Annotated in this window: 25 protein-coding genes and 1 tRNA gene; 5 read left to right on the top strand and 21 right to left on the bottom strand. The window is 46.2% G+C overall.

The window, feature by feature from the left end:
• The 17 genes from AC9UGD_RS05795 to argS form a co-directional block, all read right to left on the bottom strand.
• Positions 1-220 (bottom strand): F0F1 ATP synthase subunit B family protein (locus AC9UGD_RS05795; protein ID WP_509570809.1); only part of this gene is annotated, 220 nt, incomplete at its 3' end.
• A gap of 26 nt (positions 221-246) precedes the next feature.
• On the bottom strand, positions 247-450 hold the full coding sequence (gene atpE, locus AC9UGD_RS05790) for an ATP synthase F0 subunit C (RefSeq protein WP_018206788.1): 204 nt from the start codon (positions 448-450) through the stop codon (positions 247-249).
• Positions 451-470: 20 nt separating this feature from the next.
• Positions 471-1,256 (bottom strand): F0F1 ATP synthase subunit A, encoded by a 786-nt coding sequence (gene atpB, locus AC9UGD_RS05785; RefSeq protein WP_509570805.1) that lies wholly within the window; start codon positions 1,254-1,256, stop codon positions 471-473.
• Positions 1,257-1,384: 128 nt separating this feature from the next.
• Positions 1,385-1,573, bottom strand: coding sequence for a hypothetical protein (locus tag AC9UGD_RS05780; protein ID WP_509570802.1), 189 nt, complete (start codon positions 1,571-1,573; stop codon positions 1,385-1,387).
• 10 nt (positions 1,574-1,583) lie between these two features.
• A complete protein-coding gene (locus AC9UGD_RS05775) occupies positions 1,584-2,015 on the bottom strand; it encodes a Cg1360 family ATP-synthase-associated protein (RefSeq protein WP_509570799.1) in 432 nt (143 codons plus the stop codon).
• The gene (locus AC9UGD_RS05770; RefSeq protein WP_509570797.1) at positions 2,012-3,091 is read right to left on the bottom strand and encodes a glycosyltransferase family 4 protein; all 1,080 of its coding nucleotides are present in this window, start codon (positions 3,089-3,091) and stop codon (positions 2,012-2,014) included. Before AC9UGD_RS05770 ends, AC9UGD_RS05775 begins: the two co-directional genes overlap by 4 nt.
• A 9-nt stretch (positions 3,092-3,100) precedes the next feature.
• The gene (gene glyA, locus AC9UGD_RS05765) at positions 3,101-4,363 is read right to left on the bottom strand and encodes a serine hydroxymethyltransferase (RefSeq protein ID WP_509570794.1); all 1,263 of its coding nucleotides are present in this window, start codon (positions 4,361-4,363) and stop codon (positions 3,101-3,103) included.
• A gap of 25 nt (positions 4,364-4,388) precedes the next feature.
• Complete coding sequence (locus AC9UGD_RS05760; protein ID WP_509570791.1) at positions 4,389-5,033, bottom strand: L-threonylcarbamoyladenylate synthase; 645 nt, start codon at positions 5,031-5,033, stop codon at positions 4,389-4,391.
• A 2-nt stretch (positions 5,034-5,035) separates the two neighbouring features.
• Positions 5,036-5,884, bottom strand: a complete 849-nt coding sequence (gene prmC, locus AC9UGD_RS05755; protein ID WP_509570788.1) for a peptide chain release factor N(5)-glutamine methyltransferase — start codon at positions 5,882-5,884, stop codon at positions 5,036-5,038.
• 18 nt (positions 5,885-5,902) lie between these two features.
• Entirely contained in the window at positions 5,903-6,985 is a 1,083-nt protein-coding gene (gene prfA, locus AC9UGD_RS05750) for a peptide chain release factor 1 (protein ID WP_509570786.1), read from the bottom strand.
• Positions 6,986-7,089: 104 nt separating this feature from the next.
• Positions 7,090-7,305, bottom strand: coding sequence for a 50S ribosomal protein L31 (gene rpmE / locus AC9UGD_RS05745; RefSeq protein WP_509537726.1), 216 nt, complete (start codon positions 7,303-7,305; stop codon positions 7,090-7,092).
• 117 nt (positions 7,306-7,422) lie between these two features.
• Entirely contained in the window at positions 7,423-8,997 is a 1,575-nt protein-coding gene (rho, locus tag AC9UGD_RS05740) for a transcription termination factor Rho (protein ID WP_509570783.1), read from the bottom strand.
• A gap of 162 nt (positions 8,998-9,159) precedes the next feature.
• A complete protein-coding gene (gene thrB / locus AC9UGD_RS05735) occupies positions 9,160-10,089 on the bottom strand; it encodes a homoserine kinase (protein WP_509570781.1) in 930 nt (309 codons plus the stop codon).
• 5 nt (positions 10,090-10,094) lie between these two features.
• Positions 10,095-11,180, bottom strand: coding sequence for a threonine synthase (gene thrC / locus AC9UGD_RS05730; protein WP_509570778.1), 1,086 nt, complete (start codon positions 11,178-11,180; stop codon positions 10,095-10,097).
• Entirely contained in the window at positions 11,180-12,475 is a 1,296-nt protein-coding gene (locus AC9UGD_RS05725; RefSeq protein WP_509570775.1) for a homoserine dehydrogenase, read from the bottom strand. Before AC9UGD_RS05725 ends, thrC begins: the two co-directional genes overlap by 1 nt.
• A gap of 33 nt (positions 12,476-12,508) precedes the next feature.
• Positions 12,509-13,816 (bottom strand): diaminopimelate decarboxylase, encoded by a 1,308-nt coding sequence (lysA, locus tag AC9UGD_RS05720; RefSeq protein ID WP_509570772.1) that lies wholly within the window; start codon positions 13,814-13,816, stop codon positions 12,509-12,511.
• A 3-nt stretch (positions 13,817-13,819) separates the two neighbouring features.
• The gene (argS, locus tag AC9UGD_RS05715) at positions 13,820-15,484 is read right to left on the bottom strand and encodes an arginine--tRNA ligase (protein WP_509570769.1); all 1,665 of its coding nucleotides are present in this window, start codon (positions 15,482-15,484) and stop codon (positions 13,820-13,822) included.
• Positions 15,485-15,570: 86 nt separating this feature from the next.
• Between argS and AC9UGD_RS05710 the strand changes: the two genes are divergently transcribed.
• Both AC9UGD_RS05710 and AC9UGD_RS05705 read left to right on the top strand, forming a co-directional pair.
• Positions 15,571-15,651: transfer RNA gene (locus AC9UGD_RS05710), tRNA-Leu, on the top strand.
• A gap of 32 nt (positions 15,652-15,683) precedes the next feature.
• On the top strand, positions 15,684-16,019 hold the full coding sequence (locus AC9UGD_RS05705; protein ID WP_509570767.1) for a helix-hairpin-helix domain-containing protein: 336 nt from the start codon (positions 15,684-15,686) through the stop codon (positions 16,017-16,019).
• Between the two features lie 30 nt (positions 16,020-16,049).
• Here AC9UGD_RS05705 and AC9UGD_RS05700 read toward each other — a convergent pair whose 3' ends face one another.
• The 3 genes from AC9UGD_RS05700 to AC9UGD_RS05690 all read right to left on the bottom strand — a co-directional run bounded on the left by AC9UGD_RS05700 (position 16,050) and on the right by AC9UGD_RS05690 (position 19,148).
• Entirely contained in the window at positions 16,050-16,316 is a 267-nt protein-coding gene (locus AC9UGD_RS05700) for a hypothetical protein (RefSeq protein ID WP_509570764.1), read from the bottom strand.
• A gap of 135 nt (positions 16,317-16,451) precedes the next feature.
• Positions 16,452-17,207, bottom strand: a complete 756-nt coding sequence (locus AC9UGD_RS05695) for a bacteriorhodopsin-like (protein ID WP_509570761.1) — start codon at positions 17,205-17,207, stop codon at positions 16,452-16,454.
• Positions 17,208-17,498: 291 nt separating this feature from the next.
• Positions 17,499-19,148, bottom strand: coding sequence for a DUF885 domain-containing protein (locus tag AC9UGD_RS05690; RefSeq protein WP_509570759.1), 1,650 nt, complete (start codon positions 19,146-19,148; stop codon positions 17,499-17,501).
• Positions 19,149-19,219: 71 nt separating this feature from the next.
• On the opposite strand from AC9UGD_RS05690, the gene trhA reads away from it, so the two are divergent.
• From trhA to AC9UGD_RS05675, 3 genes are all read left to right on the top strand, one after another.
• Positions 19,220-19,882: a PAQR family membrane homeostasis protein TrhA gene (trhA, locus tag AC9UGD_RS05685; RefSeq protein WP_509570756.1), complete on the top strand. Its 663-nt coding sequence runs from the start codon at positions 19,220-19,222 to the stop codon at positions 19,880-19,882.
• 72 nt (positions 19,883-19,954) lie between these two features.
• Positions 19,955-20,776 (top strand): hypothetical protein, encoded by an 822-nt coding sequence (locus AC9UGD_RS05680; protein ID WP_509570754.1) that lies wholly within the window; start codon positions 19,955-19,957, stop codon positions 20,774-20,776.
• A gap of 50 nt (positions 20,777-20,826) precedes the next feature.
• Positions 20,827-22,569: an acyltransferase family protein gene (locus AC9UGD_RS05675; RefSeq protein ID WP_509570751.1), complete on the top strand. Its 1,743-nt coding sequence runs from the start codon at positions 20,827-20,829 to the stop codon at positions 22,567-22,569.
• A 77-nt stretch (positions 22,570-22,646) separates the two neighbouring features.
• Here the strand turns inward: AC9UGD_RS05675 and AC9UGD_RS05670 are convergent, their stop codons facing one another.
• Positions 22,647-23,525 (bottom strand): hypothetical protein, encoded by an 879-nt coding sequence (locus AC9UGD_RS05670; protein ID WP_509570749.1) that lies wholly within the window; start codon positions 23,523-23,525, stop codon positions 22,647-22,649.
• Positions 23,526-23,623 lie beyond the last annotated feature (98 nt).

Here is a 23,623-nt window from a genome sequence, read left to right as displayed (position 1 = left end):
TCAGCGCGCGTTGTGCTTCAACCTGCGCCTTTTCTGCACGCTCGATGCCACCTTGAATTGCTTCTGTTCGCGCGGTGAATGCTTTTTCAAACATTGGCACAACGAACTTGCGAAGCACAAGGAATAGCAGTGTGAACGCTATGGCTCCCACAATCAATTCAGCTGTGTGCGGAATTAAAGGGTTGACCTTGCCTTCCGCGGCTACGTTAACAAATTGCATCAGTTGTCCTTAAATAAATCTTCTAATTAGAGAACGAATGCGAGTACGAGACCGAAGAGTGCGAGAGCTTCAGCAAGCGCGAAACCTAGGAACGCGATTGGCTGTAGAACGCTACGTGCTTCTGGCTGACGTGCAACGCCGTTGATGTATGCGGCGAAGATAAGTCCAGTTGCAATACCTGGACCAATTGCTGCGAGGCCGAAACCAACAAGGTTGAGTGTGCCTTCCATTTTTTTCTCCTTATTTCCTATTAGTGCTCGTCGGCAAGGGCGCCGGCGATGTATAGAGCTGCAAGCAGAGTAAAGATGTACGCCTGCAAGCATTGGACCATGAATTCAAAGAAGGTCAACACAATGCCGATACCGAAGGCAAATGGGCTGATCAACTTCAAACCAATAACACCTTGTAGTAGATGTTCTCCACCCAAGATAAACACGAGCAACAACAAGTGGCCCGCAAACATATTTGCAAAAAGACGAAGTGAAAGCGTTAGTGGGCGCACAACAAAGAAGGTAAGAATTTCAAGAGGTGTGATCAAAATGTATGCAGCCTTTGGAACGCCAGGCATAAACAAGATTTCCTTGAAGTACTTAAATGCGCCTTGCTTACGGATACCCACATAGTGAAAGACCAAATATGTAGTTAACGCCAAAACATAAGGGAACGAGACATGCGACATCGTTGGGAACTGAATCAAAGGAATGATTCCGAAAAGATTGTTCACTAAAATAAATGTGAACAAGGTAAATAGGTATGGCACAAAGCGCATGAAATCGTGACCAATAACCTCTTTAGCCAAGTTTTCACGCACAAATGAGTACACAGATTCACCAGCAAATTGGAACTTGCTTGGGACTATTGCAGCTTTGCGCGCGGACAAAATAAAGAATGTTGAAATTAAAATTACAGATAGAAAGACGAGAAGAATTGGCTTCGTTGTGTATACGTTGTCACCAAATATCGGCGGAAGCTCGAAGTCTTTGGTGCTTGGTGGGACGAATCCTTCACCTTCAGCAGAACGCAGTAGAACGCGCACGCACACTCCTCACAGGCCAATTAAAATGGTCGAACTAACGGGAAGACGGGGCAACCCTATGGGAGAGGGGTTATTTATGAGAAATCGAAACGGCTGGGAAAACTGTGAGATTGTGCCTGATCTAAGGGCTATTCGCGGCCAAAGCGCAGCCAGACCAGGTAGATGGCCCCACTGATTCCCACGAGCATGCCGAGCAGGGTGAATATCCCCTTGTCCAACCACTTATCTAGCCCGTAGCCGATTCCGCCCCAAAAGAGCAGACCTGAAAGCAGGTAGCCAAAGATCGACCACATTGCATTTTCATCGCTATTTGCCATGTGACTCCTTCTAATCCTCTTCGAGCTTCTTGGGTGCGGGCAGAGGCAAATGTAGGCGTAGTTTCATATAACTGGCAATCTCGCCCCACAGCCAGGCGATTGTTAGCGCTACGGCCGTGACCCCAAAGGCAATCCGGTTGATAGTGGCTCGATCTGTGTAATTGGCGATAGCCCATAACAAAAGGCCGAGGGCAAACAACTTGGCAAAGTAAGAAAACAGCGCCATCGCCATTGTTGAAATTGGATCCAGATTACGAGTCAAGCGAGAGACAGCGATGTGAATGACAAAAAAGATAATTACAACGAATTGTGCAAGCAGTGCGCCCCAAAAACCACTTTTACCCTGAACTACTGAAGATGCAGCGATTGCAACAATGCTTACGATGAGCGTTGGAACAAATGCTCCTCGCAACAACTGTGACTCATTGCTTGGCTGACTCATAGTGCAACCCTCTTTTTGTGCTTCATTACAGCAGCACTAGATAAGGCAAAAAATAATGCGGTTAAGACAGCAATCCACCAAGGGGCAAAAGCTAAGACAGTTACCGGAAATGCAATTGTGGCAGTCCACATGTACAGAATCAAAATAGTTTGGCCTGTTGAGTTACCAGCACTCAACAATCGGTGATGAAGATGCAGATTATCTGGTGCAAAAGGTGATTTACCAGCCCGCACACGACGAATAAGTGCCAATACTAAATCTAAGAATGGAATCGCAAGGACTGCAAATGGAAGTAAGAGCGGCAACAAAGTTGGCCCTAACTTCTCTGCAGAAATTGCATTAGGGTCAACCTGACCAGTTAGCGTGATTGCAGAAACAGATAGTAAAAGTCCTAGCAACATTGATCCACTATCGCCCATAAAAATCTTTGCTGGACTTAAGTTATGAGGTAAGAAACCAATAGAAATCCCTATGAGTACCGCCGTTACGAGCGATGGAGCGCCGGCGCGACTAAAGCCATAATCAACTGCCAACAGATAAGCAAAAGCAAAAAATGCAATTCCTGAAATCGCAACAACTCCTGCTGCAAGCCCATCCAACCCGTCAATAAAGTTAACGGCATTAATTACGACAAGAACAATTAGTACTGTCAGTAATTGGCCAATACTTGGAGGCAAGGTAATAACACCATTAATCGGAAGCCACAAAATTTGAATTCCATATAACAACAAAATGCCTGCAGTAAAAACTTGCCCCGCAAGCTTTGTTAAGGCATCTAATTCAAAGCGATCATCAGCCATGCCTAACAAAACAATTGATGTTGCTGCCAAAAATACTCCTTGAGCTTCATGCCCAATCGACTTTCCAACTAGTGGCAGATTGCTAACAATCAAAAAGGTAAGGGCCATTGCAGCCCACATGGCTACCCCTCCCCAACGCGCAGTTGGTGTGCTGTGAATATCGCGATCTCGAATGCCGGCAACAGCGCCGAATTTAATTGCCAGCATGCGAACAATCGGGGTAATTAGGTAACACAAAGCCGCTGATATCAACAGGGTTACTAGATATTCGCGCATTACTAAATGTTATGCCTGGTAAATAGGAAAGCGCGCTGTTAACGCATGAACTTCAGACTTGATCGCAGCATGTGCAGCTGCATCATCAGTTTTAATTGCTCTGGAAATCAATGTTGCGATCTGCTTCATCTCCTCAACACCCATTCCTTGGGTAGTTGTTGCAGGTGAACCAACTCGGATACCGCTTGTGATGCCAGGCTTTTCTGGATCATAAGGAATTGAATTCTTGTTCATAACAATTCCTGCAGCTCCACATCGCTCATCGGCAACCTTGCCGGTAACTCCAGTGCTGCGAATATCCATAAGCGCCAAGTGTGTTTGGGTACCGCCAGATACTGCGCGCATGCCTTCTGCTTCAAGTGCTGCTGCGAGTGCCTTTGCGTTAACAATGACATCTTTTGCATACTTTTGATAAGCAGGTGTTGCGCACTCTGCGAGCGCAATAGCTTTGCCTGCAACTGCTGACATGATCGGTCCGCCCTGCATTCCAGGAAATACCGCCTTATCAATTGCAGCAGCATGTTCTGCCTTAGCTAAAATCATTCCACCACGCGGTCCACGCAAAACTTTGTGTGTTGTAAATGAAACAACATCTGCATACGGCACTGGTGAAGGAATCGCCTTACCTGCAACCAACCCAATAAAGTGGGCCGCATCTACCCACATGATTGCGCCAACTTCATCGCAAATCTCGCGAATCTTTGCGAAATCAACAAGTGATGGATATGCCGTTGCACCTGAGCAAATCATCTTTGGCTTTGTGCGAATTGCTTGGTCACGTAATTCGTCGTAATCGATTAGCTCGTTATCTTGTCGAACACCGTATGACTCGATGTTGAACCACTTACCTGAAAAGTTAACTGGGGATCCATGGGTTAAGTGACCACCATGTGCCAAAGACATCGCAAGCACGGTATCCCCTGGCTTTGTAAATGCTTGATACACCGCAACATTTGCTGAAGCACCTGAGTGTGGTTGAACGTTGGCATGCTCTGCGCCGAACAATGATTTTGCACGGTCGATTGCTAGGTATTCCGCCTTATCAACCTCTTCGCATCCGCCGTAGTAACGCTTACCTGGATAACCTTCGGCATATTTATTAGACAGCGTTGAACCAAGTGCGGCAAGCACTGCGCGTGAGGTGAAGTTTTCAGATGCGATCAACTGCAGGTTGGTCTGCTGGCGCTTGAGTTCAGATAATAAAACCGCTGCGATATCAGGATCCTGCTGGGTCAAAAGGTTGAAATCTGGGCCATAGAAAGTTTCGGACATGGCCAAACCCTATAGGGCGATGGGTCTACTCGCCTGTAGCGCCAGGAACGATTGCCTGAATTTCAGCAAGTGAGATGGCTCCTATGCGCAGGACTCGAACGCCGGTTTCATCAGCCTCAATAACTGTTGACGCTGGGCCTTTGCGCAGCTTTCCATTGTCAAACTTCAGTGCAACATCTGAATCCAAAACCATTACATCGTTGAGCGCTTGCGGAGCAGTCATTCCCTTACGAGCTGCGCTAGCAACGGCCAATGGTCCCGTTTGAGATACCAGTGCCTTTGCAAATTTTGCTTTTGGAATTCGAACACTGACGCGATCTAATTGATTGTTATCGCCTAGATCCCAGCTAAGTCCAAGTTGTGGACGCAAATTAAGCGACATCATTCCGGGCCAAAACTTTTTCATTAACCCTTTTATTTCAGGCGTTACTTCACGAACAATTCCTTCAGTTGTTTTTGTGCTGCCAACAATTACTTGTGCAGCGGTAAACAATGGATCTCCACGCAATACATGCATTGCACGTACTGCATCTGCTCTGAATGCATCACACACATATGCATAGCTATGTTCCATCGGAATCACGATAATGAATCCATCGGCGATCGCTTTGGCAGCCTTATTTACATGGCGAGTTAATTCACCCTTTTTGAGATCAATGTCTTTTGCCATGGCTACCTCCTTACCGCGCTAGTCCAACGGGGACGACCTACTAGGTCATCATGCAGGGCAACCTCAGAAAAATCTACTGATAGGGCAGCGGCGATCGCAGTACCCTGTTGTTCGGTATGTTCAATCACCAGGACTCCCCCACTTTTAAGCAATCGTGATGCGGCAGCAATAAATATTTGTGGAAGTTCCATTCCTGTTGGGCCACCGAACAGTGCGATATGAGGCTCAAAGCCGGCTACATCTCGGGGCAATTCTTGTGAATCAGGAACATACGGTGGGTTGGCAATTACAACATCGCACTTAATCCCTGATAATACGTCGGCAACATCGCCTTCCACCACCCGAACATTTTCTGCAATCATCGAAACGTTTTTCTTCAGCCAGAACAAGGCTTCAGGACTTTTTTCAACTGCAATGACTCGTGTTGTTGGAGCTTCAGTTGCAATCGCCAATGACAAAGCGCCAGATCCTGCCCCTAAATCAATAACACTTACTGGTGCTGGCAGGTTTTCGATGTGCTGCAAAACCGCTTCAACCAATAACTCTGATTCAGGTCGTGGCACAAGCACACCAGGACCAACTTCAATGTTTAAATATCTAAATCCAGCCGTCCCTGTTAAATACTGCAGTGGTTCAAAGTTAAGGCGACGATCTAACAAATCATAAAACTGTTCTTCAAGGACATCTTTTTCTTCAATACTAAGAAGTGTTGATTCCACTAAAACTGGATTATGTAAATCCATTCTGGACAAACCAAGAACATGTGCCAACAAATGCTCGGCATCTACATCAGAAATTGCAGATTCTGCTAACTGCGTTTTTGCATCGCGCAGAATCTCTTTTATATTCATTATGCTGGAGTACGCGCGTTAGTTAGCGTTTGCCAAACGTGCTGCTTTGTCGGCATCTAGCAAAGTTTGGATCATGTCATCTAGATCCCCATTAAGGACGGCATCTAAGTTGTTGGACTTGTAATTAACACGGTGATCACTAATGCGATTTTCTGGATAGTTGTATGTGCGAATACGTTCAGATCGATCTACTGTGCGCACCTGGCTCTTGCGCTCTGCAGAGGCAATTGCTTCCGCCTTTTCTTGTGCATCAGCTAAAAGACGAGCACGCAAAATTCGCAACGCTGATTCCTTATTTTGTAACTGACTCTTTTCATTCTGACAAGAAACAACAATTCCTGTTGGTACGTGAGTTAATCGCACCGCAGAGTCAGTTGTATTAACAGACTGTCCACCAGGGCCAGATGAGCGATAAACATCTACGCGCACATCATTCATATTCAAATCAACATCTACTTCTTCTGCTTCAGGCAAAATAAGCACACCAGCTGCAGAAGTATGAATACGTCCCTGGCTTTCAGTTTCTGGTACGCGCTGTACGCGGTGCACACCACCCTCAAATTTCAGGCGCGCATAAGGAGATTCTCCGGGTGCGGCAACACCTTTTGATTTAACAGCAACAGAAATATCTTTGTATCCACCCATTTCACTTTCAGTGGCATCAATAATTTCAACTTTCCAGTTGTGCTTTTCGGCATAACGCATATACATGCGCAATAGATCACCAGCAAAAATCGCTGATTCGTCTCCGCCGGCGCCTGCTTTAACTTCCAAAATGACATCGCGGTCATCATTGGGGTCTCGAGGCAGTAACAGCTCTTCTAATTTTGTGGCAGCTGCATCACGCGTTGCTTCGAGTGCCGGAATTTCAGCAGCAAATTCTGGATCAACTGCTGCTAATTCGGCCGCAGCTAGCAAATCCTCTTCAGATGACTTCCATGCTTTGAATCCTGCAACGACTGGTCCGAGCTGTGCGTAGCGTCGTCCAAGCTTGCGCGCGTTTGCTTGATCTTCGTGGATAGAAGGATCAGCCATCTTTGCTTCTAGTTCGGCGTACTCGCGCACCATTTCATGTGCTGATGCAAAGCGATCGTTACTCATTGACTGCTCCTTTCTAGTTCGTAATCAAGACTGAATCAAACCTAGGGAAATAAAAAAACCGCGACCGCAACCCAACTAGGGCTGCGATGCGGTTTTTTAAAAAGCTACTTTGCTTCTTTTTTGCCGAAGCGCTCTTCGAACTTAGCCACGCGACCACCAGTATCAAGGATGCGCTGCTTGCCTGTATAGAACGGGTGGCATACAGAACAGACTTCAACATAAATTGATCCGCTAGCTACTGTTGAACGAGTTACAAACTTCTCGCCGCAACCACAAGTAACTTGGGTGTCTTTGTACTCTGGGTGGATCTCTGGCTTCATGGTTATTCCTTTTTTCGTGTTTGGGTCCTGCTCCTATTAATAGGTATCAGGTGAACCAAACGGACGGTTAACAGACCCCAAGGGTAAGCGATAAGCCTACATTTGAGAAATTTACGCTTACTTTGAGTCGTCTGGACCCGAAGTTGTCTTCTGAATCTGCATCAAGAACTCGACGTTGGACTTAGTGCCCTTCATCTTCTCTAGCAGTAGTTCTAACGCAGCCTGTGGCTCTAGTGCGTGCAATACGCGACGTAGCTTCCACACAATGTTGAGTTCTTCTGAACCCATCAGGATTTCTTCCTTACGTGTTCCTGAAGCAACAACGTTAACTGCAGGGAAGATTCGCTTGTCCGCCATACGGCGATCAAGAATCAACTCCATGTTTCCAGTTCCCTTGAACTCTTCGAAGATAACTTCATCCATACGAGAACCTGTATCAACCAGCGCGGTTGCAAGAATCGTTAGTGATCCGCCATCTTCGATGTTACGAGCAGCTCCGAAGAACTTCTTTGGTGGATATAGCGCAGCTGAATCAACACCACCAGAAAGAATACGACCTGATGCAGGTGCAGCGATGTTGTATGCGCGGCCTAGACGAGTGATTGAATCAAGCAGAACAACTACATCGTGACCTAGTTCAACAAGACGCTTTGCACGCTCGATAGCAAGCTCAGCAATTGTTGTGTGGTCATCTGCAGGGCGATCAAAAGTTGAAGCAATAACTTCACCCTTCACGCTGCGCTGCATATCTGTAACTTCTTCAGGGCGCTCATCAACTAGAACAACCATCAAGTGACACTCTGGGTTATTTGTCGTTATCGCGTTGGCAATTGATTGAAGAACCATGGTCTTACCCGCCTTTGGAGGCGAAACAATAAGACCACGTTGACCCTTACCAATTGGCGCGATCAAGTCGATCACACGTGTTGTAAGAACATTTGGTTCTGTTTCAAGACGCAAACGCTCCTGAGGATAAAGCGGAGTTAACTTTCCGAACTCAACACGATTACGTGCTTCTTCAGGAGTCATTCCGTTTACTGTTTCAAGAGTGATTAGTGCGTTGAACTTCTGCTTTGTTTCACCTTCACGTGGCTGGCGAACTTGGCCTGTTACAACATCTCCCTTGCGCAGACCGTTCTTTCGAACCTGCTGCAATGAGACATAAACATCGTTTGGTCCTGGCAGGTATCCAGCGGTGCGAATGAATGCGTAGCTTTCTAGAATATCGAGCAAGCCGCCTACTGGTACTAGAACATCATCCTCGCCAATAACTGGTTCGCGTTCTTCGCGTGGAGCACGATCGCGATTGCGATCGCGATTGCGATCGCGTCCACGACCACGGTCGTTGCGATCAAAGCGGTCATTACGACCACCACGGTCGTTGTTGCCTCGGTCGTTATTACTTTGAGGCGCTGAATCCTCATCGCCATCGTCATCTGAATCTTGTGAGTTGTTTGAAGGCTTTGAATCCTTCTTTCGGTTGTTGCGCGCTTCGCGGCGCGCTTCGCGTTCAGCTTTTGCAGCTTCGCGGTTTTTTGCCTGCAAGTCAGCGATTGCTTCTACAAGAGCGTCCTTTTTCATCTTGGCTGCGCCATCGACACCCAGTTGAGTTGCAACTGTCTTTAACTTTGGAAGGGTCATGGCAGCTAGCTCTGGGCTTTGTGAGCGAACTGGTTCAATTTCTGTTGTCATGAATATCTTTTCACTATCGGTTCTAGGGCTTAAATCCTAAAGAACCTGGGATTTTTGTTTTTTAAGTACTTTCTTGTGGGACTTTGTCTGATGTGTTACTGGCCGCTAGATGTGCCGTTCAGATGTATTAAGGCTAGCAGGATAGTGCGCGAATTCGCAAAATTAAGCGGTGATGACGCTTACACCTGAGCGAGAAATACCCAAGGCGATCATGTGGAATTTATCGCCTGCCGCACGCTCTAATTCAGCTGCCTCAGTTTCTCCACCTGTATGAAGGACTAGCACTGTTGGACCGGCACCAGAAATAAAGGCGGCGACTCCCGCTTTGCGCAGCTTTGTCATGAGAGCAAAACTGTTGGGCATTGCATCCTTGCGATAAGCCTGATGTAGGTAATCTTCAGTAGCTGCCAACAATAGATCTGGACGATGTTGTAAAGCTTGAACCAGAAGCGCAACGTTTGTTGAGTTCTTGACCGCGTCAGAATGCGGGATTGATTCAGGCAACATTTTGCGAGCTTTTGAGGTTGACAGTTCAGTTGCTGGAACAAATGCGAGTGCACCGATACGTGGATCGACCTCAAAATTTAATGCTTGTGCAACAACATCACCGCGCTGGGATTCTTGCCAAGCCAGATTTGCGCCACCGAATATGGCTGCAGAAACATTATCTGGGTGGCCTTCCATCTCATTGGCAATGGTCAACATATCTTCAAGTGACATACGTTCATTTCCACCTAGTACAAGTGCACGAGCAAGTGCTAATCCACCGACGATTGCGGCAGCCGAAGATCCAAGACCTCGACCATGAGGAATCACATTTAATTGACGCAATGCAATTCCGCGGGGGCGACCACCCAAGAAATCAAAACCTTTATACATTGCTTTAATAACTAAGTTCTTATCTGTTGTTGGAACATTGTCGGAACCTTCGCCAGTAACATCGATGTCAACGCCTGGCTCGTCCATCACTTGTGCCATATATCTATCATGCATATTCAGTGCTAATCCAAGGCAGTCAAAGCCGGGACCTAAGTTGGCACTTGATGCCGGAACTTGAACCTGTACAGGTTGTGCTTTGTATGTTGGTTTCATAATTTTTACCCAAGTCCCAATGCTTTAGCTGCAATCTTTGCATTAACTGGAACAACCACGGGTTTCTTTGCAGCATCCAGCGCATACGGAATATCTTTTAATCCGTGGCCTGTCACAGTAATAACAATTGTTTTTCCTTGAGGCAATTTTCCAGCCTTCTTGTGTTTGATCAAACCGGCTAAACCTGCAGCAGATGATGGCTCAACAAAGATGCCTTCTTTAGCTGCAATTAAGCGATATGCGCTCAGGATTTCGCGATCAGTAACAGAGTCGATCACACCACCTGATGAATCACGGGCATCAATTGCTTGCTGCCAAGAAGCAGGATTTCCAATACGAATCGCAGTTGCAATTGTCTCTGGATTCTTAACTACTTTGCCCTTAACAATTGGAGCGGCACCTGCTGCTTGAAAGCCATACATCATTGGCAACTTAGTGGAAAGACCATCCTTGTTGTACTCCTTATATCCCTTCCAATATGCAGTGATGTTTCCTGCATTACCAACCGGAAGCGCGTGAATATCTGGAGCATCGCCAAGCATGTCTACAACTTCAAAGCTGGCAGTTTTTTGTCCTTCGATCCGGTACGGGTTAACCGAGTTAACAAGTGCGACAGGGTAATTTTCTGAAAGCTCTTTTGCCAGCGTTAGACAATCATCAAAATTGCCATTGACCTGCAAAATTGTTGAATCATGGATTACCGCTTGTGCAAGCTTTCCCATTGCGATCTTGCCCTTTGGAATTAACACCGCTGGACGCATTCCTGCCTTTACAGCGTAAGCAGCAGCCGATGCTGATGTATTTCCTGTTGACGCGCAGATAACAGCCTTAGCGCCAGCTTCTGCCGCTTTAGAAATTGCCATTGTCATTCCACGATCTTTAAATGAACCTGTTGGATTCAAACCTTCATACTTGATCCATACATTGTTGCCTAATAGTTCTGACAAGTTGCAGGCATAAATAAGTGGAGTGCCACCTTCGCGCAAAGAAACGATTGGAGTTTTTGCACTTACCGGAAGTCGGTGGCGGTACTCCTCAATAACTCCGCGCCACTGATGCGCGCCGTTATCTTTTTTAGTGAAAAGACCCATCAGACAGATGCTCCTTCGACGCGAATGACGCTCTCGACTTTGCTGACAATATCCATTGTCTTCAATTTTTCTACGCACGCATCTAGGGCATCTTCAGTTGCTGCGTGAGTGACAACAATTAATTCAGCATCCTCGCCAAGTCCTGACTGGCGCACAGTTTGGATTGAGACGTTTTCACTGGCAAATGTTTGTGCAATTGAGGCCAAAACACCTGATTTATCAGCCACATGAAGGCGCACAAAGAATTGAGACTTCACTGCGCCGATTGGGGCGATATCAAGGTCGGCATAATCTGATTCACCATAACCAACCGTTGAATAAGCAGCATGTCGGGCAACGGCTACCAAGTCACCAAGAATTGCTGATGCTGTTGGCGCACCACCTGCTCCGCGTCCGTAGAACATCAGTTGGCCAGCTGCTTCAGATTCAACATAGATCGCATTAAAAGCGTTACGGACAGATGCCAGCGGATGTGCCAAAGGCAATATCACCGGATGGACGCGAACTGAAATTTCATCTTTAACTGTTAACTCAGCTATTGCCAACAATTTGATTACGCTGTTCATTGATTTGGCAGCCAGCACATCCTCAGATGAAATGTGTGTGATTCCTTCGCAATACACCTCATCAATTACAACGGTGCTGTGAAAAGCAAGGCTTGCAAGGAGTGCCGCCTTTGCTGCTGCATCATGACCTTCGATATCAGCGGTTGGATCTGCTTCGGCATAACCAAGTGATTGCGCTTCCCTTAATACTTCATCAAAGGCACGGCCTTCTTCATGCATCTTTGTAAGAATGTAATTAGTTGTGCCATTAACAATTCCCATGACACGAGTGATTTGATCACCAGCAAGCGATTCCCGCATTGAACGAATAATTGGAATCGCACCTGCAACAGCTGCTTCGTAATACAAATCTACTTTGGCCGCGTCCGCTGCATTGAAAAGTTCGTGGCCATGTGTTGCAAGCAATGCTTTATTTGCAGTGATGACAGATTTGCCATTTTTGATAGCTTCAAGGATCAAAGATTTAGCAGGTTCGATTCCACCCATCACTTCAATAATGATGTTAATGCTTGGATCTGAAACTATTGATTGCAGGTCGGTTGTAATCAAAGAGGAATCAACACCATCGCGTGAACCTGCTGTGCGAACACCAACTTTGCTTAATTTAAGCAGTGCACCCGAGCGCTCTGAGAGTTCTTGTTCATCATCTTGAAGCAGCCGGGCGACCTGGCTGCCCACAACGCCACAGCCAAGCATTCCAATTGTGATTGTTTTGACGCCCGAGTTCATGGCGCCATTCTTTCATAGATGAGTAGATCGGCGTTAAATATCGAGGCGAAGCAGATCAGCTTCAGTCTCTCGGCGCACAATTACTCGAGCTTTTCCATCTTTTACTGCAACAACTGGTGGTCTTGGCACATGGTTGTAGTTGCTGGCCATACTGCGTCCATATGCACCTGTTGCAGGGACAGCTAATAAATCCCCTGGGACGATGTCATCTGGCAAATTAATTTCACGAATAACAATGTCCCCGGTTTCGCAATGCTTTCCAACTAAACGGCTGGAAACATGTGGTGCTGTACTGGTGCGGTTTGCAAGAATCGTTGTGTATTCGGCCCCGTATAGGGATGGCCGAATGTTGTCACTCATGCCACCATCAACGGAAATATAGCGGCGATGGGAACCATTTTCTAAAGTTACATCTTTAACAGTGCCCACTTCATACAAGGTAAACATTGCAGGTCCAACTATCGCGCGACCTGGTTCAATTGAAACTCTTGGTATTTGCAGATTGTATGTTGCACAATTCTTGGTGACCGCAGCAGCAAGTGCATTCATCGCTTCAGCGGGATTAACAGTTTCATCTCCTGGTAAGTAAGCAATTCCGTATCCCCCACCAAGATCTAATTCGGGTAATTCAGATTTAAACTCATTGCGATACTGGGCAAGAAGAGAAATTAACCTTTCTGACAAAATCTCAAAGGATTTGTAACCAAAGATCTGTGAACCAATGTGTGCATGGACGCCACGAAGCTCAAGGCTTGGGTGAGTGTGCACAGCAGTGATTGCAGCCCATGCCGCACCGCTTGCGATTGAAAAACCAAACTTCACATCTTCATGGGCAGTGGCAATTGATTCATGAGTATGGGCCTGGATCCCAGGTGTTATGCGCAGCAATACCCGCTGAACTTTGCCAGCCTTTTTGGCTGCCGCTGCAACACGATCAATTTCATAGAGTGAATCAATAACAATTGATTCCACACTGACAGATATTGCTTTTTCAATTTCACCCTTTGATTTATTGTTCCCGTGGACTTCAATTTTTGATGGATCTATGCCACCAGCAAGGGCAACAGCCATTTCTCCCCCGGTGCTCACATCAATTCCAATACCAATGTCCTTAATCCAGCGGGCAATTTCAGTGCAGATAAATGCTTTTGATGCGTAATAAACAGATCCTGCATTGGTTCCAAATGCATCCTTGAGTGCTTTATCCCAAGCAAGTGCGCGTTCCCGAAAATCTGCTTCATCAATAAAAAATGTTGGAGTTCCAAATTCTTGCGCAAGTGCCTTTGCAGTTATTCCTGCAAGAGAAAGTTCAGCGCCAGTTGTGACGGATGAAGACCACATGAGCTACATCCTCTCCGGTGCGCCGACGCCTAGAAGATCTAGACCGTTGTGAACAACCTGCTTTGTTGCGGTACATAGTAATAAACGCGCTGTGTGTAGCGCAGACAATTTTTCTTCTCCAATTGGTAGCACGCGGCAATCGTTGTAGAAGCCGTGATAGGTGCCAGCAAGTTCTTCGAGATAACGGGCTATGCGATGTGGTTCGCGGAATTCAGCTGCACTTGCCACAATTCGTGGGAACTCTGCCAAAGCGCCAAGTAATTCATTTTCACGATCATGTACCAACTGGGCTGGATCAAATTCGGATAGCGCTAGTGAAGCGCCGAGTTCTTGAGCGTTGCGCAAAACCGCAGCGATACGAGCGTGTGCATATTGCACGTAATAGACAGGGTTTTCATTTGTATTTCTCTTTAAAACATCGATGTCCATAACCATCGGGGTATCTACTGGGTAGCGAATCAATGTATAGCGGGCAGCATCAACGCCAACCTTTTCGACAAGCTCTTCTAAAGTAATGATTGTTCCGGCGCGCTTGGATAGTTTGACCTCTTCGCCACCTTCCATAATCTTTACCAGCTGCCCAATAAGTACATCGATGTTGTATTCGGGGTCATCGCCAGCACAAGCAGCAGTTGCCTTTAAGCGGCCGATATACCCATGGTGATCTGCACCCAACATATAAATGCAAATATCAAAGCCACGTTCGCGTTTGTTGATGTAATAAGCGGTATCTGATGCAAAGTAAGTAAGTGATCCATCGCTCTTAGTCATTACGCGATCTTTGTCATCACCAAAGTCAGTGGTGCGCAACCACACAGCGCCATCAACATCAAAGACATGACCTTGTGTTCGGAGTTTTTCCATTCCGTGTTCGACAGAGCCTTGTTCATGCAATGAGCGTTCAGAAAACCAAACATCAAAATGCGTATTAAAAGTGTCTAATACCCGTTGCTGATCCTTTAACTGCAGTGCGTAGGCAGCCTCGCGGAATGCTATGAAACGGTCATCCCCTTGTAAATCTATAATCTCAGGAGAGTCTGCAACTACTGCTTGTGCTAAATCCTTTATGTATTCGCCTAGATATCCATTTTCAGGAACAGCCTTGCCAAGTGCTACAGCTTCGACTGATTGACCAAAAAGATCCATCTGATTGCCACGATCATTAATATAAAACTCTCGCGTTACTTGTGCACCAGCTGCAGTAAGTACGCGACCAAGTGCATCGCCAACAGCAGCCCACCGTGTGTGACCTAAGTGCAAAGGTCCAGTTGGGTTAGCGCTGATGAATTCCAGATTAATCTTTACGCCTGTAAGAGCGGTGCCTTTTCCATAATTTTCTTTGGCTGAAAGAATTGTTTGAACTAGGACTGCTTGGCTGGCTCGATTTAAGGTGATGTTAATAAATCCTGGTCCGGCAATTTCAACCTTTGAAACATCTGAAACACCACTTAACTGATCTGCAATTATTTGAGCAACTTCGCGAGGATTCTTGCCCGCCGGTTTTGCCAGCTGCAATGCGATTGAGGATGCATAGTCTCCGTGATCTCGATCTTTTGGACGATCCAATTTAATGGCATCTGGAACTGCGCCGTTGAGTGTTCCCGAGGCGATTGCTCTGGAGATTGCAGCCTTCAGCGCCTCTTCGAGAATCTCAATTTGTGTGCGCACTGAGCAAGGCTATCGTGCAGATTTTGGTGAAACTGCCTCTTACCTCTAATCTTGCCTCTTGGTTCTAAGCGAAAGCTTGGTGCCATGCGGGAGTGGTGAAATGGCAGACACGCAGGTCTTAGGAACCTGTGTCTTCGGACGTGCGGGTTCAAGTCCCGCCTCCCGCACACATCTATAAGCAGGAAGTTACAGTTCACATATGGCAAAGAAATCTGCGGCCAAAATCAAAATGGAAGCCGCTGAAATAAAGCGCGCCGCCGCTGCCCGCCGAGAAGAGAAGAAACAACAATCTCAAACAATTGCTACTAATGGAACTGCAGAAATAGATCGCTACGAAGCGGTCGATGGTGCTTGGCGCGAAATAGGTTTAGCCGCACCTGCACGCAGAGCGCTGGTTGATGATGGACTATTTGAATTAGCTGACCTTCGCAAAGTTTCACTTGCGGCCATCAAAGCACTACACGGTATGGGACCAAATGCAGTGCGGGTGTTAGTCACCGAAATGAAAAAAGCCGATCTAGCCTTTAGGAAGTAGTTACTAAACTCCTAGGAAGTTAATGTGCAGTTAATTAGTTACTGCAAATATTGCCAGCGCTAAACCAACCGCTGAAAGTAGGAATTTCACTTCACGTCGTGCCAAAACCTTCAATGCTGACGTCATATAGGTTGCGCCAATTATTAATGCACCCGGGATAAAAATTATGGCACTTCGCATTGCAACATCACTTTCGCCCCATTGGTATCGAAGATTGATCAGACCACAAGCAAACAAAAGATAGCCACCCATGCGGTAGTTGTTTATCCAATACTTATCCATAGTCAGTGTTTCCAATCTCGAGTGTTTCAAATTGTCAGTGGGTCGAACTTTGTTGTACCTAATGCTCAGTCTAGAAAGCAAAACAGGGGCGCCGCTTTCGCGACACCCCTGTTTTTAGGATTCTTAGTTAGATCCTAATTACTTGCGTAATTAGTGATCGTCCTTCATTCCTTCTGCCATTGACTTCATGCGTGCAATCTTCAAGATTGTTAGACCGAATACACACTTAGCCAATACGTCAGCGATTGTGTAACCAACCTGAACAGTTACGAATGATGATGATGAAGCGTCACCAACGATGTTGAAGATGTAAGCGATTGGGTAAACGCCCCATGTTGCAATCAGTAGCAGGCGCAGGCGACCAACAGTTGCTGCAACTCCTTCTGGCTGACGCTCAAGTGACTTACCTAGCTCTACGAATAGTACGTAAAGAATGTAGATGAATGGAATTGTTGAAAGAACACCGTATAGAACCTGTGTGTTCTGATCGCTTGAAATTTCACCTGGGTAACCAAGAGCGATCATTGCAGCAGATGCTGGAACAAGGCGTGTGATTAGTGAGCGTGAAACTTCCTTTGCTAGTGCAAGTACTGCAATAACTTCTACTAGTAGTAGAGGAACAGTTAGAAGCCAGTCAACGTAGCGGTATGCCTCGTTGAATGCATCCTGTGAACCATCAAGCTTAACCATGCCGTTTTCTGATGCATGCTTGAATGAATCAAAAATACGTAGGTAGTGGTATCCAGCGATGAATGTAACCATCGATGACATAACTAGGGCGTTGCGGTACTTAGCCAATACACGCTGCTGTGAAACGAGTGTGTAAATGGTGCAAGCGAGCATTGAAACTAGTCCAAACGAGAATACGTTATAGACCAGGTTCCATTGGTTGCTGTCTAGTTGCATTTAAATATGCCTCCATGAGGATCATGTGGAGAAGCCATTTGGCTTCTGAATTCATCGGCCATAAGGAGTCCTCGAGGAACCCCTTTGACCTCCGACAAGTATTATTGTGAACCAAACGCAACCAATTTGTATGAAAATAATGTGAAAATCTTGAGATATTTTTATCGACTTTTTCGGATGTTGAGCGTGAAAAAAGGCGATCAAGGGATTTTGTCCCCCTGATCGCCTTTTTTCACAGGTTACTTACTAGTAACTATTGGAAGTACTTGACCTGCTGTCCCTGCCGCAAATTTACTGCCCTTGCCAGGAAGCTAACTCTGCCGCAAATGGATCAAGACCCATTGGACCTAACTTCAGTGCATAGCTGTGGAACTTCTTCATATTGAAGTTGTCCCCTAGTCGGGCCTTGGCATCTTCGCGAGCTGCCATCCAGACGCGCTCGCCAACCTTGTAGGAAATCGCTTGCCCGGGCCATCCAAGATAACGATCAGTTTCGCTACGTGAATGGTCCTCATCGAGAAGTGCCTGCTCGTTCAGTAACTTGCGTGAACTCTCAGCGTTCCAGACAACTCCATTGTCATCCTTGTAACCAAGGTGCATTCCAATGTCTACAACAATTCGTGCTGCACGCAATGCTTGAGCGGACAGATATCCCATTTCAATTCCTGGCTCATCAAATGCGCCAAGTTCATTCATGAATCGCTCTGCGTACAAAGCCCAACCTTCACCATATCCGCTAACCCATGCAGATGTTCGTTGGAAACGTGTCAGGCGATCCTTTTCAACTGTCGCTGTTCCGACCTGCAAATGGTGACCCGGAACCGCTTCGTGATACCAGGTTGAAACAAGGTGCCAATTGCTGACTTCATTCTTACCCAACATTGGAATCCATGTTGTACCTGGACGTGATAGATCTTCTGATGGTGGGTTGTAATACGGCGCAGATGCGCTGCCTTCTGGCGCTAAGCGGGCTTGGCAAATTGCAATTCGTGGATCGATTTCAAAGAACTCACCATCCATGCGCTTCATCGCTGCATCAGTGAAATCTTGCAGATACTTAACTACATTTTCTGGACCAACAACTTTGTACTGTGGGTCGTTATCAAGAGTGTCAGCAACCTCGCGAAGCGTCTTTGCTTGTGGGTTAATTACCTTTGCAAGTTCCCACATACGATCGTTGATTGCCTTAAGTTCTTTCTTACCCCATTCATATGTTGCTGGAAGATCAAGTTGCGCTCCTGTGAAGTAACGAGCCCACACCGCATAACGATCTGCACCTACTGCATCATGTGGAGTCGCTATAGGTAAGTACTGTTCACGCAAAAATGTAGCGGTCTTTGCAGATGCTGCTTCGGCCAACTTTGCAGCTTCATGCATTGCTGGATATTTTCCTTCGGCATCAAAGTTCTTACACATGGCGCTATATCCACCATTGGCATAACTATCTAATTGTTCAATTACACCTTTAACCTGGCGCTGCGCAGTCGTTTTACCACTTTTTGCAACGGTCATGATTGTTTCGCACCAAGAACTGTAGGCCGCTTCAACCGCTGCTAGGCGCTTTGCGATATTGTCGAAATCTTGCGCGGAGTTCTTTGGCATGAGTTCAAAGATCGAACGTACATCTGACGGTGGTGATGTCAAAACATTCCACAGTACAAATCCTTCTTGGCTGTCATGCAAAGCAAGACCAGACTCAAGGCGTTCGGTCATTACCGCCTTTGCAATACGATCAATTTCATCGATTGGTTGCATCACAGAAAGTTTCGCCAAAGTTTCGCGGGTTAAGTTCGCACTCACTTCGGCTGCAGCGATAGAAAAATCGTCGAGCTTGTCTTGATTGAGTCCATTTCCAAGGTAGGTGCAACCCATTGGACTTAGGGCTGCTTCTTGGTCGATGTAAACATCGCTGATTTCAAATATGGGTGATCTATGTGTCATGAGCGCAGTTTGGCAGTGCCCTTGGAGTTTGTCCACGCTTGATTTGGATTAATTGCAATAGGCTGGTCTGTATGAGCCAAACCCCAATGACTCCACCAAAGGCAATTACGCCTCCAAAGTTAAGAGGCTGGTTTCACCTTGGGGCAACGCCGGCGGTCATCATTGCCTCGCTAGTTCTGTTCTTGTTGAGCAAAGGCTCCCTGAAATTTTCTGTCGCTATTTTTTCTATAACTTCGATTATGTTGTTTAGCGTTTCAGCGATTTATCATCGCGTCCCGTGGGTTCCGAAAAAGAAAATGATGTGGCGTCGTTGGGATCATGCAAATATTAATCTATTGATTGCTGGTTCGTACACGCCCTTTGCTGTTGCGCTGCTTGAAGGACGCGATAGAACAATTCTGCTATCGGTTGTGTGGATCGGTGCTGCCATGGGCGTAGCAATTCGTGTTTTCTGGATTGGTGCACCGAGATGGCTATATGTTGCAAATTATTTGGCACTAGGGTGGGTTGCAGTTTTTTACACTCCAGCGCTGTACCGCGCGGGTGGTTTATGGGTACTACTTCCAATTGCGATTGGTGGTTTGTTCTATTCGGTTGGTGCCATCTTTTACGCGCTCAAGCGTCCTGGACGTGAGGCGAAATACTTTGGCTTCCACGAGCTATTCCATATTTTTGTGCTTGCCGCATGGATCAGTCAGTACATAGCGATCTCGGTGGCGATTTACAGTAAATAGGTCATTGCTCTAACCTAAGCCATCTCCAAACAGAGTTTTCGATCAGATATGAATTGAGCAGCGAGGTGCACAATGGCGAAGAAGAAGAACTTCCTTAGTTGGGTGGGCTTCACAGAAGAAGAGAGCACTAACCTGCCTTCTTCTGTTGATCGCATTCGCGAACTTGAGGCACAGATTGCAGATTTGAAATCTCGCCGTGACATTACCGGCTTAACCAAAGAAGAGTTTGAAATTCTTGCAACTGAAACTGCAATGTCTATGATCAGATCTGCCCAAGCGCGTGAAAGTAAGGCGCAAAGTGCTGCTACACGATTGGTTGCAGAAACTACCCGCGCAACCAAAGAAGAGATAGAAGCAGCCGATGCCAAAGCTCGCTCAATTCTTTCAGGTGCCGAAACCCGTGGGCGCAAATACATCCAGACTGCAGAAGCAGAAGCAGAAGGACTGATTGCATCGGCAGAATCTGAAGCAGAAGCACTTATCGACAGTAAGAAACGTGAAATTTCTACTATGGCTACAGCTGCTCGCCGTGAAGGCGAACGCATCATTTCTGATGCAACAAGCGAAGTCGCTGGATATCGTCAGTGGCTTTCAGGAGTTATTTCTGAAGCGGAACGTCTCCATCGAATCCAGAAACAATCTTTAGATGCAGCAGAGTCTTCAATTCAGCAATCTCGAAATCGGCTAGATGTTGCATTTCATCAATTAGAAGAGCTGCAAAAGAGTGTTCTTGAAAATTTGAATTCAGATGACACATTAGTTAATCCAGGACCACTTAAGGTTTCAAGTCAGCGCACTCGTCCTGCGCTAGCTGCACCAAAAAGAACTGCTAAGAAAGTGGCCAAGAATCCTCCTGCAAAGAAGAGTGCCGCAAAGAAATCTGCAAAACCCTAGATAGCCCATCGCTATTTAGAACAGGGTTACTTCGTAGGAGTTAATTAATCATGGCAACTGAGCGAGGTATCCGATACATACCTGCCATTGATGGTTTGCGTGCCGTCGCTGTAATTGCGGTGATGTTGTATCACCTTGGATTTAATTGGATTCCGGGTGGTTTCTTAGGTGTAGATCTGTTCTTTGTAATCTCCGGTTATGTAATTACTCGATTGCTTCTGGATTCAATTCAACGCAGTGGTGGATTAGATTTACGCGCTTTTTATATGGCCCGAATTCGTCGACTCTTGCCGCCACTTATATTCATGATCATCACGACAACTATCGTCGTTGGCTTTTGGGCACCCGATACTATGCGTCGTTTTTTGGGTGATGCCCCCTTTGCACTTTTTGGTGGAATGAATTGGTGGTTAGTTTTTCGCCAAACCGATTACTTTGAAGCGATTGGCCGTCCACCCCTGCTGCAACACACATGGTCTTTAGGTGTCGAGGCGCAGTTCTATCTAGTCTGGCCACTGATTTTATTATTGGTTCTTCGTTATTTTGGCAAAAACAAGATTCCAGGTGCAGCACTCTTGATCGCTGCATTTTCGGGTATTGCTTTATTCTTAGTGTCGCTTCAAATAGATGCAGCAAGCACTTCCACAGTCAGTCATGTTTACTTTGGAACGGATACTCACAGTATTGGTTTGTTCCTAGGTGCCGCACTCGCTGTCAGTTGGATCCCTCAGAATTTAAAGGAATCTGTCACTCGCAAGGCGCAAGATTTTATTGATGGAATCGGCATTGTTGGTTTCTTGGGAATTATTGCGGCATTTCTATTCATCAATGAAAGTGATCCCACCCTGTATAAAATCGCATTTCCACTAGTGGGTTTGTGTGGTTGTGCAATTCTTATCTCAGTTGTTCATCCCGCATCAAGATTCGCTCCGATCCTCAGCAGCAAACCATTTGTGTGGATTGGCGAACGCTCATATGCAATATATCTGTGGCACTGGGTGATCTTTCAAATTACCCGTCCAGATTATGATCTCGAAGGTTCAGATTGGGCTTTATACGCCTTGAGAGTTTTGATTGTCTTCGCGCTTGCAGATATTTCTTTACGTTTAGTTGAGCTTCCAGTGCGTACCGGATTGATTGACTACTGGTTCAAGGGAATGAAGTACCGAACCAAGGATGTGCAGTTGCGCCAAAAAGCTGGCGTTCTACTAATTGTGCTATCGCTAATCGGGATGACGGCCACTGTTGCCAGTAGTGCAATAACTAAGAGTGACCAGCAATTGACTGAATTAAAGGAGCAATTGGAATCACCTGTACCCACCGATCCCATAGACATCAGTAATCCTGGCCTATGGGTAACAGGTGACTCTGTAATTCTCGGAATTCGCTTTGATTTGGACAATCGCCAGCCAATTGGATTAATTAATGCACGAGTAGGTCGACAGGCAACTGAACTGCTAGAGGTTATTGCTAACGATAAAGTAAACATGTCTGAGGCAACGATTGTTCTAAATCTAGGAAACAATAACAAACTAACGGAAGAACAAGTAGTTGCAATTTTTGAAGAGGTTAAAAACCAGCCCCGAATTGTTGTTGTAAATACGGCGGTTCCGCGTGCTTGGCGAGATGAAAACAATGCCCTCATCGCGCAATATGCATCAATTTACCGCGCTTATTTGGTTGATTGGGCAGCTGTTTCAGATGGGCATCCTGAATACTTTGCTCCAGATGGTGTTCATCTTGTTCCTGCAGGTGTTCGCGCTTATGTCGATGCCATAATTTTGAAACTCTAGAACTACTAAGTATCGAGACAATAAAAATCCCCCACCAATTGGTGAGGGATTTTTATCTAAGCTACTTTACTTTTGATTTAATTGAACTCTCCTGGAATTCCAAAAGCTGTTGCTGATGCAGTCTGTCCATCTGAGTACACAGATGTAACACGGAACTGAGTCCACCCTGTATCACTTGCCTTTGTAACATTCTGAGTGAGTTGATCGGCTGGAACAGTTGCAATAACTGTCCAATCGCCAGTTCCATTTGCCCGAATTTCAAGGTTATAGCCAGTTAAACCATCGACCGCTGTTGGTGCAATCCAGCGAAGCTTCAATCCATCTGGGCTATTTAAAGCAACAAACTTTGTTGGAGCTTCTACTGCTGAAACTTCTGCACCGGTTGACTCAGTTGCAGATGGTTCTGCTGAAGCAGTTGGTTCAGCAGTTTCTGACATGGTTGGTGTCGGAGCAGCATCGTCATCGCTCGTACCAGATGACTGAGACCAAACAATGGCAGCTAACACAGCAATTCCGATAACAACAATCCAGGCTGTGCGAGATGATGTTGATGCTTTAGGTGCCGCAACAGGCTTTGGTGCAACTGGCTTTGTAATAACTGGTGCAGCAGGTTTAACTGGTGCAGCAGGTTTAACTGGTGTAACAACATCTGATAGCGCTAATGAAACACGGGTTGTTGTAGTTTTCTTAACAACGCGCTTTGCAGGTGCCTTCTTAGCGGTTTTCTTAACAACGCGCTTTGCAGGTGCCTTCTTAGCGGTTTTCTTAACGACTTTTTTGGTAACAGCTTTCTTTGCTGTCTTCTTTGCAACTTTCTTAGTTGCGCTTTTCTTCGCGACTGCCTTTTTGGCTGTCTTCTTTTTCGCTACAGCCTTCTTAGCTGGCGACTTCTTTGCAGCTGTCTTCTTTGCAGGAGACTTCTTTGCTGCCTTCTTTGCGGTCTTCTTAACGGCCACTTCGAACTCCTTGGATTGCTATAAGCACGTAATTAACGCGCTGTGATAGGTAAAGGTTACCTCAGGCTTGCAAGCAAATGGATGACATGAGGTGCTAT

The sequence above is a fragment of the Candidatus Planktophila sp. genome, assembly GCF_044232745.1.
Classification (GTDB): Bacteria; Actinomycetota; Actinomycetes; order Nanopelagicales; family Nanopelagicaceae; genus Planktophila.
This window is presented reverse-complemented; position numbering and strand designations above follow the sequence as displayed.